11 protein-coding genes are annotated in these 15,765 nt (G+C 35.1%); 3 read left to right on the forward strand and 8 right to left on the reverse strand.

The window, feature by feature from the left end; genetic code table 11:
* Positions 1-26: 26 nt before the first annotated feature.
* The 8 genes from H3T83_RS07085 to polA all read right to left on the reverse strand — a co-directional run bounded on the left by H3T83_RS07085 (position 27) and on the right by polA (position 10,904).
* On the reverse strand, positions 27-851 hold the full coding sequence (locus tag H3T83_RS07085) for a PTS sugar transporter subunit IIC (RefSeq protein ID WP_065614796.1): 825 nt from the start codon (positions 849-851) through the stop codon (positions 27-29).
* 61 nt (positions 852-912) lie between these two features.
* Positions 913-1,893 (reverse strand): D-isomer specific 2-hydroxyacid dehydrogenase family protein, encoded by a 981-nt coding sequence (locus H3T83_RS07090; RefSeq protein ID WP_065614765.1) that lies wholly within the window; start codon positions 1,891-1,893, stop codon positions 913-915.
* A gap of 344 nt (positions 1,894-2,237) precedes the next feature.
* A complete protein-coding gene (asnB, locus tag H3T83_RS07095) occupies positions 2,238-3,911 on the reverse strand; it encodes an asparagine synthase B (RefSeq protein WP_198215414.1) in 1,674 nt (557 codons plus the stop codon).
* A gap of 162 nt (positions 3,912-4,073) precedes the next feature.
* Positions 4,074-4,418: a YdbL family protein gene (locus H3T83_RS07100; RefSeq protein ID WP_065577938.1), complete on the reverse strand. Its 345-nt coding sequence runs from the start codon at positions 4,416-4,418 to the stop codon at positions 4,074-4,076.
* Between the two features lie 141 nt (positions 4,419-4,559).
* On the reverse strand, positions 4,560-4,745 hold the full coding sequence (locus H3T83_RS07105; RefSeq protein ID WP_173795303.1) for a YnbE family lipoprotein: 186 nt from the start codon (positions 4,743-4,745) through the stop codon (positions 4,560-4,562).
* Positions 4,746-4,763: 18 nt separating this feature from the next.
* Positions 4,764-6,368: a YdbH domain-containing protein gene (locus H3T83_RS07110; RefSeq protein ID WP_198215415.1), complete on the reverse strand. Its 1,605-nt coding sequence runs from the start codon at positions 6,366-6,368 to the stop codon at positions 4,764-4,766.
* A gap of 58 nt (positions 6,369-6,426) precedes the next feature.
* On the reverse strand, positions 6,427-7,857 hold the full coding sequence (gltX, locus tag H3T83_RS07115) for a glutamate--tRNA ligase (RefSeq protein ID WP_198215416.1): 1,431 nt from the start codon (positions 7,855-7,857) through the stop codon (positions 6,427-6,429).
* A gap of 272 nt (positions 7,858-8,129) precedes the next feature.
* Positions 8,130-10,904 (reverse strand): DNA polymerase I, encoded by a 2,775-nt coding sequence (polA, locus tag H3T83_RS07120; protein WP_198215417.1) that lies wholly within the window; start codon positions 10,902-10,904, stop codon positions 8,130-8,132.
* Positions 10,905-11,108: 204 nt separating this feature from the next.
* Between polA and folE the strand changes: the two genes are divergently transcribed.
* The 3 genes from folE (at position 11,109) to ileS (ending at position 15,672) form a co-directional block, all read left to right on the forward strand.
* Positions 11,109-11,768, forward strand: a complete 660-nt coding sequence (folE, locus tag H3T83_RS07125) for a GTP cyclohydrolase I FolE (protein WP_065614770.1) — start codon at positions 11,109-11,111, stop codon at positions 11,766-11,768.
* A gap of 123 nt (positions 11,769-11,891) precedes the next feature.
* Positions 11,892-12,827: a bifunctional riboflavin kinase/FAD synthetase gene (gene ribF / locus H3T83_RS07130; RefSeq protein WP_198215418.1), complete on the forward strand. Its 936-nt coding sequence runs from the start codon at positions 11,892-11,894 to the stop codon at positions 12,825-12,827.
* Positions 12,828-12,864: 37 nt separating this feature from the next.
* Complete coding sequence (gene ileS, locus H3T83_RS07135; RefSeq protein WP_198215420.1) at positions 12,865-15,672, forward strand: isoleucine--tRNA ligase; 2,808 nt, start codon at positions 12,865-12,867, stop codon at positions 15,670-15,672.
* Positions 15,673-15,765: the final 93 nt, after the last annotated feature.

Consider the following 15,765-nt stretch of genomic DNA (forward strand, 5'->3'; position numbering starts at 1 on the left):
TAATTTATTAATCAAATAACTAATGATTAATAATCATCGTCATCAACTTGATTGTTATTATTTGAATTATTTCTAGGTTGATCTACAGCAGAATTTACTGCTTCATTTTTTGCAAGAACAAAAATAAATGCAACTATTGCACCAACTATTGCGTAAGTTACCATGGTAATATTTAGTGGTTTGGCAATAACCGCCATGAAATAGGCAAGTAAGAAGAAAATGATGTAGCTTTTTTTACCAATGACATAAATGGTTAACGCAATACCCACAGCAGCAAGTCCACCACCAATTACATTAAGAATATGGAAAACAAGTCCTCCGGCATTCGATTTAATCACATCAGCAATAATCGGTGCCCCAAAATATAACGCAACAAACATAAACGGTACGAACAATGCAAAGCTACAAATTATTGGTAACACAATGATAGAAAAGGTTAACCCTTTGCTATTGGCTTCTTCGGCATATTTTTCCGTTAATTTCATTATCATAGTATTAAAGAAAAATCTTAATTGATATAAGTAAGATCCTAATAAACCTACCGGTACTGCCACAGCAACAGCGGCTGTAGGTTCCATTTTACCCAACAATGCGACGGGAACAGCAACTGCTGTTGCTATAGCTGGTTCTGATGGCATTTGCCCACCAGGTGAAAAAACACCCATATAAATCAACTGAATAGCTGCTGTTGTTATCATTGCATTAGGAATGTCATTAAACACAATCCCAACGATTAAACCGGTCATCATTGGTGTAAATCGCAACGTTAACGTAGCACCACCTAGACCCCGAGACATTACCATTGCAACCCATATTGATATAATAGCTGCTTGAAGAAACGTTACATGCATTTCTTGCATATATAAACTCCTTACTATTTTTATAATTAATTAGTTAGTTTAAGTTAAATGATTAAGAAACCACCGATTGTAGTTCTAAGTTATTAACAAAATTTTCTACATCTTGTACACATTTTTCCCCCATACCTTGCAGACATTCAATTGCATAAGCAGAAGTATGCGGCGTAACAAGAACTTTAGGATGTTTAACTAAAGGATGATCACTGTATGAAGGTTCAACATACATGACATCTGTTGCGTGACCAGCTACAGTGCCATTATCGAGCGCATTTAAAAGTGCAGTTTCATCAATTAATTCGGCTCGAGCAGTGTTAGTTATATAAACGCCTTTTTTCATCAAAGAAAATTGCGGCGCTTTTAAAATATGATAACTAGTTTCATTTAATGAGGCATTTAACGAGATGATATCTGCATTTTGCAGTAAATAATCTAACTCAACAATTTCAATATTATTTTTGTTAGCCCAATCGACATTAACTTTTGGGTCAACCACCAATAGGCGAGCATTAAATCCATGTTTGAAAATTTCTGCTACGCGACTACCAATGTTGCCACAGCCAATAATACCAATTACTTTACCCGTAACATTGATACCTAAAAAAGAGGCTCTTTTCTTCCATTCATTTGACTTAACCGCTTCTTGTGATTGAACTGTTTGTCTAATTAATGCAAGTAAATTAGTCACTGCATTTTCAGCAACAGCATCACGTTCAACCAAAGGAGGGACGATAGTAACTATTGTGCCATGCTCTTTGGCAGCAACAACATCAACATTATTAAATCCGATGCCATGACGGGAAAGTAATAGTAGCGGTTGTTTTTTATTATCAAAAAACTCTTTGTTAAAAAAAGGACGGACACTGGCAATAACAATATTAAAATCTTGCAATGCTTCAGCTAATTCCTTCCCTGGAATATTATTTTCAAAAGTAAAATGTTTTACTTCACCTATTTTTTCTAATCTTTCTAAATGATTAGGAAAATATTTTCCAAAACTACTTGAGTTGATTATAGCGATTTTATAATTTTTCACTCAATGCTCCTAATTCATGATTTATATACTTATATAAAGTTATTTATAGGAATATAAATATTATTTTATTTCCATTCAGCCTCAATGTGACTGGTAACATTTAGTATAGTTTATAAACTTTTTAAAAAAGTGAATTTAGATCACATATTTAATAAAAAATTATTTTCTATGATTATTAGATAGCAAACTGAATGAATGAATAAAAAGAATAGAATTGGAAAATAATCTGTTTATTATATTAACCATTTTCATAATTATATAATCTAGATATGAAAATTTTTAACAAATTATTTAGATATAAAAAAAGGGCATTATGCCCTTTTTTCAGATTTAATTAGTTAATACTATTTTTTATAAGCATCATTATGCACACCAACTGCTGCACGACCTGATGGATCATTTAGATTTTTAAATGACTCATCCCATTCAATCGCTTTCGCTGTTGAACAAGCAACGGTTGGACCGCCCGGTACACAATGTGCCGCACTTTCAACTGGGAATAGTTCGTCAAAAATCTCACGATACATATACGCTTCTTTTGAGGTTGGCGTATTGTATGGGAAGCGGAATTTTGCGTTTTCTAACTGTTGATCGGTAATTTTGCTTTCAGCAATCTCTTTTAAGGTATCGATCCAACTGTAACCTACACCGTCAGAAAATTGCTCTTTTTGGCGCCAAACCACTGATGCTGGTAAATAAGATTCAAATGCTTCACGAACAATGTGTTTTTCCATCTTACCGTTACTACCACACATTTTATCTTGTGGGTTAATACGCATAGCAACATCTAAGAATTTTTTATCTAAGAATGGTACCCGAGCTTCAACGCCCCAAGCAGCCATTGCTTTATTAGCTCGCGCACAGTCATACATATGCAGTGCCGCTAATTTACGCACGGTTTCTTCATGGAACTCTTTAGCATTTGGCGCTTTGTGGAAATAGAGATAACCACCAAATACTTCATCAGCACCTTCACCTGATAGAACCATTTTAATACCCATAGCTTTAATTTTTCTTGCCATTAAGTACATCGGTGTTGAGGCACGAATCGTTGTTACATCATAAGTTTCAATGTAATAAATTACATCACGAATTGCATCAATACCTTCTTGGATGGTGAAGTTAATTTCGTGGTGAACAGTACCTAAATGATCAGCAACGGCTTGAGCAGCTTTAAGATCAGGTGCACCTTTTAAACCAACCGCAAACGAGTGTAATTGTGGCCACCATGCTTCTGATTTTTCATGATCCTCTACACGACGCGCAGAAAACTTTTTAGTAATCGCTGAGATAACTGAAGAATCAAGTCCACCAGATAGTAAAACACCATAAGGAACATCAGACATAAGATGACTTTTTACTGACTCTTCTAATGCTATACGAAGTTCATTGATATCTGTCTTATTATCTTTGACATTATCATATTCCATCCAATCTCGTTTGTAGTAGGTTTTAATTTCACCTTCAGTGCTAGATAGATAACAACCAGGAGGAAATGCTTCAATGGTTTTACAAACAGGAACTAAAGCTTTCATCTCAGAGGCAACATAAAATGTGCCGTTTTCATCATATCCCATATACATTGGGATTATACCGATATGATCACGACCAATAAAATAGGTACCTTTATTAATATCATAAAGAATAAACGCAAACATACCTTGTAAATCATCAAGACAGTTAATACCTTTTTCTTGATATAAGGCTAGGATAACTTCACAGTCAGATCCTGTCTGAAATTCATAACGATCTTTGTACTGATTTCGGAGTTCTTGATGATTATAAATTTCGCCATTTACCGCTAAAACTAGGGTTTTGTCTTTATTATAAAGCGGTTGAGATCCTGTATTAACATCTACAATTGATAAACGTTCATGAGCTAAAATAGCTTTATCAGAAGCAAAAATACCAGACCAGTCAGGTCCACGATGACGTTGTAGACTTGATAGTTCTAATGCTTTTGTTCGTAGTTGTTCTGGATCTGATTTAATATCAAGAATACCTAAAATCGAACACATTGATTTTCTCCATTTAAAATCGCCAAAGCGATACTATTTACAAATAAAACTTATTTTAAATATTATTACAAGCAAAGCATAAAAATAACAGCATACACATTATTGGTTAACAATTAAAGTACAATATCATTATACTTTTTCTATTATTGTAAAAGTTGACTATTATTTTTTTAACCATTGCCCTTGTTGTTTAATATATTGACCAGCTGGTGTTTTTTCTTGTGCTTTAGTTCCTGCTCTATTTTGAACTTCTACTAATGGCACATTACTTTGAGCTGATACTTTTTGATACTCTTGTTTACGAGCCTGATTAATTAATTGAGCAATTTCGCTAGCATTACCTTCATTTTTGACCACGCCTAGGTAACCATCAGCTTGTTCACCAACCAACCCATTAGCTTTGGCTTGACTTAATTCATTAATTGCCTGATCTAAATTTAAAGCAAAAACTGGTAAAGCTAATATTATTGATAATAATGCTATCGTTGCTTTTTTATAGATATTCATAATAACCCCCTTATTAAATACATCATATTAAATTGTATTAAATATGTGTAAAATTTATTAAAAAATCATCTTATGTTCCACAAGAGTAATTTTTTAGATTCACGACATTATTAGTAAATAACGACCGATAATAATATTAATTTAGTATAAACCTGATTTATTGATAATGTTATCTAAGGCTTTATCAACTTTAATATTAATTTCATGATCAATCTTAACATTTAAATTGATATTAATTGGTTCATTTGGCGCTTGTACCTTGACGGTAGGTGTACAGCCAATTAATACTGCGCTACACACGATAATAGTAATCATATTTTTTAGCATAATATAGCCTCTTATCTATCAAGATTTCCTTTTCAAATACGCTTCAATACGTTTTCGTATGGGTTCGTTAATCTGATCGGAAAGTTGTAAACTTATCAACAATTTTGCAATATTTTCTTCAAGATTAATATTTAAATTTACTGCTTTACCATTCTCAACATCTCGGTTACTGCCTTGGATATTTAATCCCAACTTAGCAATCTCATTAGCATAATTAACCGTACCTGATAATTTAGTATAATGAAAATTTTTAATAATATCAGTGAGAATTTTCATATTAGGATTGGCTTGTGCATAATTTTGCAATGCTGAATTTTCAAACCGTAAAAAGCCCTCATTAACCGTTACTAATTGACCATTTTTGATAATAATTTCGGTCAAAGCAGTGCCTTTTTTAGTAGAAGGCAATAAAGTAATCGGTAAAACACCATCTATCGCCCCTTCTCCAGCTAAGCCTTCGGCGGGATATTTTGTAAAAATATCTTTTAACTGTACCTTTTTTAACCTTAAAGTAAATTTTTGGGGTAATTTTGCTAAATTCAATTGCCCTTTATCAAGATAAACAGAGCCAGAAAAAATAGCTGCTTGTGCTAATTGCCATTTTACAATTCCTTTATTTGGTGCAGCTAAAGATGCTGAATAACTTCCAGCTAATTTTATTTTTTCAAAAATAACACCAATATTCACTTGTTGAATGGTTAATGCTGAAGTTGTAACAGTAAATTGATTATTGTTAAATAAAAGATTTATATCCCCCAAGGCGGATCTAAATTCGCTAGCTTTATATATGCCGTCAAATTTATTAATTGTTAATGTTGATTTGACGCTAACTTGATTAGCTTTAAATGGAATAGGCAATACTGCATCAAATGTTAATTTTCCGATTAATGGTTTAATAATTAAATCATCAGAGAAGTTCGCTTTTTCAATATTAACTTGTGCTTTATCGGTACTCTTTAAAGTAAATAGCTTATCGGTTAAAACACCGCTGAATGGTAAAGTCAAACTACCTTTTTCAATACCAAAATACGATAAGGATGTGGTCAAAACACCATTTTCAATTTCAATTGATGAATTTAATTGATTAAATGAGATATCAGCAGCAAGCGTTGCCATATCCTGAGTGTTACTGGCTAAATTGAGTTGCAAAGTATTTTGATTTTTAACTACTGCAACTTTCAGATTAAATAACTCACTACCTTGTTGGTGTAATGTTAAATGTTCAATGTTAATATTTGTTGGTAACCAGGCAATGATAGTCGAGATCAATGAAGGTTCAAAAGTAGATTGATCAAGTTGTTGTAATTGATCATCAGCAACCTTCGCTACTGCTTGTGTATTGGTTAAATCGGCTTTTTGCCAATAGATATCGATATTTTTAGCGCTTAGCTGCGACCATGATATTTTCACATCGCTGGCCGTTACAGATAATTGTGATGGCTGAGCAATATTTAGTTCAGCAAAAGATAAACCATCCCAGCTGATGTTGATACCTTGCCAGTCTATCGAAAGATTATATTCATCCTTAAATGCTAACCAATAACGCCATCCAGATAAACCTACTATGATTATAATCAACAGTATAAACAACGGAATCCAATAACGTTTCTTTAAGCGAGCCATAATAAACTCTCAACAAGATAAAGTGAATCGCCGAGTTATTACCGGCGATTAAATGAGATTACGCTTGAGTTTGCTCTCTGTTAGCAATATAAGCTAATGCTTTGTCAATTCTTGCTAATGTACGTTTTTTCCCAACAGCATAAACCGTTGCATCAACAGAAGGTGATTGACCTATCCCCGTTACTGCAACACGAAGTGGCATACCGACTTTTCCCATACCAACTTCAAGTTCGGTTGCGGTTGCTTCAATAGCATGATGAATTTTATCAATTTGCCAATCGAAATCGGAAATCGCTGCAATTTTAGCCTTAACCACTTCTAATGGCTCTTTGGCAACGGGGCGCAAATGCTTTTTAGCCGCATCAGCATCAAACTCAGCAAAATCTTGATAGCAATAGCTACTTGATTCAGCCATTTCTTTCAATGTTTTACAACGTTCGCCAAATAATTTGACGATAGTTATCAAATCTGGGCCTTGATCTAAATCATAACCTTGCTGATTCATATGCCAAACTAAATGCTGTGCAACATAATCAGCGTCTAAATGATTAATATAATGATGATTTAACCAAAGTAATTTTTCAGTATTAAATGCGCTGGCCGACTTACTGACTGCATCTAAAGAAAAGTAACTTACCATTTCAGGCACCGAGAATATCTCTTGATCACCATGAGACCAACCAAGCCTAACTAGATAATTTAATAGAGCTTCAGGCAAATAACCATCATCACGATATTGCATAACACTTACCGCACCATGACGTTTAGATAATTTTTGCCCATCATCACCTAAAATCATCGATACGTGACCATATTCAGGTAATGGTGCACCAAGCGCTTTAAGTATATTAATTTGTCGAGGGGTATTATTAATATGATCTTCACCACGAATAACATGAGTAATTTCCATATCCGAATCGTCTACCACGACACAAAAATTATAAGTTGGTGATCCATCAGTACGACGAATTATGAGATCATCAAGCTCTTTATTGGCAATTTCGATCGGTCCACGAATTAAATCATTGAATATCACAACGCCATCAACCGGATTAGCAAAACGAACAACATGCGGTTCGCTATGGGAATGTTGTTTTTGCACTTCATCACAGCGGCAATGACCATCATAACGCGCTTTTTCGCCTTTAGCCATTTGCTCTTCACGCAATTTTTCTAGGCGCTCTTTTGAACAATAACAACGATAAGCCGTTCCATTAGCTAACATTTCATCAATCACTTGATTGTAACGATCAAAGCGTTTAGTTTGAAAATATGGGCCTTCATCCCATGATAATTTCAACCAATTCATTCCTTCCATAATCGCTTCAATCGCTTCTGGCGTTGAACGCTCAAGATCGGTATCTTCAATACGTAATACGAAAGCGCCTTGTGCATGGCGAGTATATAGCCAAGAATAAAGTGCTGTACGGGCACCACCCACATGTAAGTAACCGGTTGGGCTCGGTGCAAAACGGGTTTTAATTTTCATGAAATAATCCTATTAATAACAAAAAAGAACACTCAAACGTCAATTCGTTGCTCGCGCTCTTCTTTATTTAAACTCTTCTCATAAATGAGAAAAGTACTAACATTTTGTAATAAATTCAATTTAATTGATTATTCTAACATGCCAAAAGGTTTCGGCAAGCCATCGCTAATAGCATAAAATTAACAACTATTTTATAAAAGTATTGAATAATTAACTATATATTTTAGTATAAAAATCAAACTATAACGCATAAGTTAATTTTAATAAAAAGATTAATGCGCTTCATCCCAATTATTACCAATACCAACATCAACTTTTAACGGTACTGAAAGTTGGTAACAATTCTCCATAATTGATTTAATAAACGCACTATATTCACTCACCAACTCTTCTTTAACCTCAAACACCAGCTCATCGTGTACCTGCATCACCATTCTGATATTACCTGTCGGTTGGTTTTTTATCCACTCACTCATTTTAATCATAGCGGTTTTGATGATATCTGCAGCAGTACCTTGCATAGGAGCGTTAATTGCCGCACGTTCAGCACCGCGTTTTTCAATACCATTGCCAGAAATGATTTTTGGTAAATATAATCGTCTTCCGGATAGGGTTTCCACATAACCTTGTTGCATTGCCAATTGGCGTGTTTCTTCCATATAAGTTTGTACGCCAGGATAACGTTCAAAATAACGATCAATATAGGATTGTGCTTCTTTACGAGGAAGATTAATTTGTTTCGATAATCCAAATGCACTCATACCATAAATCAAACCGAAATTGACTGCTTTTGCACGTCGTCTCTCTTCGGCTGTAATATCTGCCTCTGGTTTAGTTAATACTTCACTCGCAGTGACCCTATGAATATCTTTATCATTAGCAAAGGCGCTAAGCAGACTTTGATCTTGTGATAAATGCGCCATAATGCGCAACTCTATTTGCGAATAATCGGCTGAAATAATCTTATAACCATTTGGTGCAATAAATGCTTGCCGAATTCGCCGCCCTTCTTCATTACGTACTGGGATATTTTGCAAATTCGGATCATTTGATGACAACCGCCCTGTTACCGTACCTATTTGGTTGTAATTGGTATGAATTCGATGGTCTATTGGACTTACCATCAGTGGTAATTTATCAGTATAGGTATTTTTCAGTTTTGCCAAGCTACGATAAAACAAAATTTTACGCGGTAAAACATACTGCTCAGCAAGTTCACTCAACACATCTTCACTAGTTGATGGATCACCTTTTGGTGTCTTTTTTAAAACAGGTAACTGGTGTTTATCAAATAAAATAGCTTGAATCTGTTTTGGTGACGAAGGATTAAATTTTTCACCTGCTAGGAAATGTAATTCGGCCTCTAATTCTAGCATTTTTTTATTTAATTCAATGGAATAGTCATTTAACTGTTTAGTGTCAATTAACACTCCTGTCCTTTCCATATCGGCCAACACAATCGCCAATGGCATTTCAATATCGGTAAATAACTTGCTGAGCTTTTGGTCTTTTTCCAGTTCAGGCCATAGTTTCTGATGAAGTTGCAGAGTAACATCGGCATCTTCAGCGGCATATTGCGTAGTTTTTTCAACTTCAATAACATCGATAGTGACTTGTTTTTTGTCAACCTTGGTTAATTCATTATAAGTAATAGTTTTAAGATGCAAATAACGATTTGCCATACTATCCATATCGTGTCGTTCATTACTATTTAAGACATATGACTCCAACATTGTATCATAAGCAATACCTTGCACATGGATATCATAATTAGCTAACACACTATAATCAAATTTGGCATTTTGGGCGATTTTTTTAATTTTAGGGTTTTCTAATATTGGTTTTAATTTAGATAATACATCATCTAACGGTAATTGCTCCGGCACACCAAGATATTGGTGATTAATTGGAATATAAGCAGCTTGATGAGGTGTAACGCTTAGCGATATGCCAACCAATTTAGCATGAAGATGATCAACATTATCAGTTTCTGTATCAAAAGCAAACTGCTTACAGTTAGCTAATTTACTGATCCAATCATCTAATTGCTCATGGGTTAATATACATTGATAATCTGTATCAATCTTATCTTTAACGGTATCGTTTTCCTGTGAAAATAATGACATATTTTCAATATCATTAGCAGTTAGTTTTTGTTGTTTTAAAAAATTACCCGCTATTAATTCTTTTTGCCAACGATGAAAACCATAATAAGCAAATAATTCGACTAATTTATTTACATCAATATCTGAAACAAGTAGTTGTTCATTGGTAAAATCTAATGCTACATCAGTTTTAATGGTAGCTAATAGATAAGAAAGCTCAGCATCCTTTTGATTGTCTATTAATTTTTGCTTTAATGATTTAGCACCGCGAATCGATAAATTTTCAATATCGTCTAAATGGTCATAAATATCTTGTACACTATCAAAAGCCGTTAATAAAGCTTGTGCTGTTTTTTCTCCAATCCCAACTACACCAGGTATATTATCGGAATTGTCACCTCTTAATGCTAAATAATCTATAATTTTTCTTGGTGGCACACCAAATTTATCCATGACTCCTTGCGGATCAAGCACCGTATTATTCATGGTATTAATCAGTGTAACTTTATCACTCACTAATTGCGCTATATCTTTATCGCCAGTACTAATGAGTACCTGAAGATTTTCTTTTTCTGCTTGTCTGGCTAAAGTCCCGATCACATCATCAGCTTCAACACCTTCAATGCAAAGTAATGGTAAACCCATCGCTTTTAAAATGGTGTGAATTGGTTCAACTTGTGGCTGTAAATCTTCCGGCATCTCGTCACGTGTTGCTTTATATTCACTATAAATTTCATTACGAAACGATCCACCTTTAGCATCAAAAACTACCGCAACATGGGTAGGATTATATTGATTCATCAAGCTACGAATCATATTAACAACACCAAAAATTGCCCCAGTCGGTTCACCATTGGCATTGGTTAAAGGCGGACATGCAAAAAAAGCCCGATAAAGATAAGAAGATCCATCAATTAAAATAATTGGCGCATTATTTGGCATAAATAGTTACCCAAATGTTATTCAATTTAATAACCATAAGTATAACCTAATTAACAACAATATTCTTGTTGACTCCGATAATATAGTGTAAAAATAATTCAGATAATAACAATCTTTTATTCAATCCAATTAATGAAAATTACTGTATATCACAATATGAGTAATATATAATGTGACATCTATTTTCGCCTGAGTACTAAATAAATGACAGAATTAAGTCCCGCTGCACAAAAAGTCAAAGAAGCATTAGCAGCTAAAAATCTTGAAACCCCATCATGTCGTTTAGCTATGGAAAATAGCGAACGGAAAGCTAAAATAGAAGCGCACTTCCGAGAAATCATGAAACTCATGGAACTTGATTTGCATGATGATAGCCTTAGCGAAACGCCACACCGAGTTGCCAAAATGTATGTTGATGAGATCTTTTCCGGACTTAACTACCATAACTTTCCCAAAATCACCCTGATTGAAAATAAAATGCAGGTTGATGAAATGATCACTGTTCGTGATATTACTTTAACCAGTGTTTGTGAACACCATTTTGTCACCATCGATGGTAAAGCGACCGTTTCTTATATCCCGAAAGATAAAGTGATCGGTCTATCAAAAATCAACCGAATTGTTCAGTTTTTTTCACAACGGCCACAAGTACAAGAAAGATTAACCCAACAAATTTTGGTTGCCTTGCAAACACTACTCGGTACGGTCAATGTTGCAGTATCAATTGATGCAACACACTTTTGTGTAAAAGCCCGAGGCATTAAAGATTCCAATAGTTTAACCACCACTACTGCGTTAGGTGGAGGATTTAAAACTAATCCAAGTACTCGACAAGAGTTTCTAAGAGCATTAAAACACTATTAATCAATCACAATATTGCTGATACCGCCATAAAAAGGCTAATTGTTATTACGTGCATCTTCAAGAAAGATTGGTATAATTGGCAGCTATTTTAGTGAAAACATAATAATTAACTAACACGCTTTAATGAAGATAATCCGCGGTATTGATAATTTAAATAATGAATTTACTCAATGTGTAGTTACATTGGGCAACTTTGATGGTGTGCACTTAGGACACCAACAATTAATAAATCATTTAATAGAACAAGGTAAAAAATTAAACTTACCCACAGCGGTCATGTTATTCGAGCCACAACCATTAGAATTCTTCAGTAAGCAGGCACCAACTCGCTTAACTTCATTTAAAGAAAAAGTGCAGTTAATTGAAAAACTCGGTATCGACTATATTATCGCGGTTCCCTTTACCCAAACCTTTGCCAATATGTCAGCTAATGCATTTATTCAAGATTGGTTGATTAACAAATTGAGTGCTAAATATATTGTTATTGGTGATGATTTCCAATTTGGCCGTGACCGCAAAGGCGATATCAATCTGTTACAACAATATACTCAAAATAACCATTTTTTGGTTGAAAGTATGCCAACCTTTGTTTGGAATAATTTAAGAATCAGTAGTACAGCTGTTCGTGAAGCACTGTTTAATAGTGATTTTGAATTAGCTCGTTGCCTTTTAGGTCGTGATTACGCCATTCAAGGTAGAGTGGTGCATGGTAATGCATTAGCAAGACAATTAGGATTTCCAACCGCCAATATTCATTTGAATCGAAAAAAACCTGCTTTACAAGGGGTCTATTTTGTCAAAGTCAAAAACTGTTGTAACAATCAATATTATCATGGCATTGCCAATATCGGTATTAGACCAACCATTGAAGGTAAAAAAGCAATTTTAGAGGTGAATATATTTGACTTTTCAGGTGATATTTATGGACAATATTTAGACGTTACCTTTGTCTGTAAATTACGCGATGAGAAAAAATTTGACTCTTTAGCAGATTTAAAACAACAAATTTCACAAGATGTTTGCACTGCGAAACAGATCAGTGCAAAATTAACCAATTAAAAAGTAGTATCAACAAAAATAACTGGAATAAATCAGCATGACAGACTATAAAAACACATTGAATTTACCGGAAACTGGATTCCCTATGCGAGGCGATCTTGCTAAACGTGAACCAGCTATGTTGCAAAATTGGTATGATAAAGAACTTTATCGCAAAATCCGTCAAGTAAAAAAAGGCAAAAAATCTTTTATTTTGCATGATGGCCCTCCTTATGCAAACGGAAAACTTCATATCGGTCATGCCGTTAATAAAATAATTAAAGATATTATCATCAAATCTAAAGGTTTAAGTGGTTATGACTCCCCGTATATTCCAGGATGGGATTGTCATGGATTACCGATAGAACAAAAAGTTGAAGAGCAGGTTGGTAAACCAGGCGTAAAAGTAACACCAGCTGAATTTCGCCAAATTTGTCGTGATTATGCGGCTTCACAAGTTGAACTACAAAAAGCTGATTTTATTCGTATGGGGGTACTTGGCGATTGGCAAAATCCATATCGTACAATGAATTATGATACTGAGGCGAATATTATTCGCGCTTTAGGTAGAGTGATCGAAAATGGTCATTTAGTCAAAGGGGCTAAACCGGTTTATTGGTGTACCGACTGTATGTCAGCCTTAGCGGAAGCCGAAGTTGAATATTATGATAAATCATCACCGGCAATTGATGTCAAATTTAAAGCAACTGACAATCAAGCAGTAGCAAATAAATTTGGAGTTAGTACTGACTTAACTATTTATGCGGTTATCTGGACCACCACACCATGGACATTACCTGCTAGCCGAGGAATTGCACTTAATGCAACGGTAGAATATCAATTAGTCCAAATCAATGATAAAGAGTGCTTAATTTTAGCTGCTGATTTAGTTGAATCAGTTATGAAACGTGCTGATATCACTGATTGGAAAATCTTAGGTTCTTGCCAAGGTGATGCGCTTGAATTATTACGTTTCAAACATCCGTTCCTCAATTTTGATGAGCCAATTGTACTTGGTGAACACGTTACTGTTGATGCGGGTACTGGTGCTGTTCATACCGCTCCAGGTCACGGTGCTGAAGACTTTATCGTTGGCCAAAAATACGGCCTTGAAGTCGCCAACCCAGTTGGAGGTAATGGTTGTTATTTACCAGGAACAGGCGCTGGTTTAGATGGTTTATTCGTTTTTAAAGCCAATAAAGTAGTCATTGAGCTATTAAAAGAACACAATGCACTATTACATTTTGAAAATATTGAACATAGTTACCCGTGCTGTTGGCGACATAAAACACCGGTAATTTATCGTGCAACACCACAATGGTTTATCAGCATGGATAAACAAGGTTTGCGTACTCAATCGCTAAAAGAGATTAAACAAGTTCGTTGGATCCCTGATTGGGGTCAAGCGCGAATTGAAACCATGGTGGCAAATCGTCCGGATTGGTGTATTTCACGTCAACGTACATGGGGCGTACCAATGACGTTATTTGTACACAAAGAGACTGAAGAGTTACATCCAGACACACTACAGTTAGTCGAAAAAGTCGCTAAATTAGTTGAGCAAAATGGTATTCAAGCATGGTGGGATGCCGATATTAAAGATCTATTAGGTCCCGATGCCGATGATTATCGCAAAGTACCAGACACGCTAGATGTATGGTTTGATTCAGGTTCAACATTCTACTCAGTTGTTGGCGTACGTCCTGAGTTTGAAGGACATGAAGCGGATATGTATTTAGAAGGTTCGGATCAACATCGTGGTTGGTTTATGTCTTCGTTAATGTTATCAACTGCAATTGATAACAAAGCACCGTATAAACAAGTATTAACGCATGGCTTTGTGGTCGATGGACAAGGTCGTAAAATGTCTAAATCGCTAGGTAATATCGTTACACCACAAGAGGTAATGAATAAATTAGGTGCCGATATTCTACGATTATGGATTGCTTCAACCGATTATTCAGGTGAAATGAGCTATTCAGATGAAATCATCAAACGAGCAGCTGATAGCTATCGTCGTATCCGTAATACTGCGCGTTTCTTATTGGCTAACTTAAATGGTTTTGATCCAGCTAAAGATATGGTTAAACCAGAAGATATGGTAGTACTTGATCGCTGGGCAGTCAGTGTGGCAAAAGAGGCTCAAGAACAGATCATTCAGGCTTATGAAAACTATGATTTCCACAAAGTTGTACAACGTATTATGCAATTTTGTTCAATTGAGATGGGGTCATTCTATTTAGATATTATCAAAGATCGACAATATACGGCGAAAAGCGATAGTATTGCGCGCCATAGCTGTCAAACGGCGTTATATCATATTGCGCAAGCAATGGTTCGTTGGATTGCACCTGTTTTATCATTTACTGCAGATGAAATTTGGCAATATCTACCAGCAACAGAAAAATCAGAATTTGTGTTTGAAGATGAATGGTACACATCACTATTTAGCCTGTCTGAGAGTGAAACACTAAATAGCGCTTACTGGGCACAAATTTTAACTATTCGTAGTGAAGTGAACAAAGTGTTAGAGCAAGGTCGTAATGATAAAGTTATTGGTGGATCGCTTGAAGCTGCTGTTACACTTTATGCCAATAGCGAAATTGCTACGGCACTTGCGAAATTAGAAAACGAATTACGTTTTGTATTATTGACATCACAAGCAAGTGTTAAACCGTTAGACAGTGCATCACAACAAGCAGTACAAAGTGATATTCAAGGTCTTAAAATTGAGCTTGCTAAAGCACAAGGCGATAAATGCCCTCGCTGCTGGCATTATACTGTTGATAACAATCCTACCACTCACTTATGTAAACGCTGTGAAGAAAATATTCATGGCAATGGTGAAGTAAGACATTTTGCTTAACCACTAACAGTTAGTGATAGGAATAGAAAAGAGCTATAAAAATAATCTTATAGCAATTAACTAAGTACATTTACCGCCGACGATTGTCGGCGG

It is taken from the genome of Gilliamella sp. M0320 (genome assembly GCF_016101635.1).
In the GTDB taxonomy this organism is placed as follows: domain Bacteria; phylum Pseudomonadota; class Gammaproteobacteria; order Enterobacterales; family Orbaceae; genus Gilliamella; species Gilliamella apis.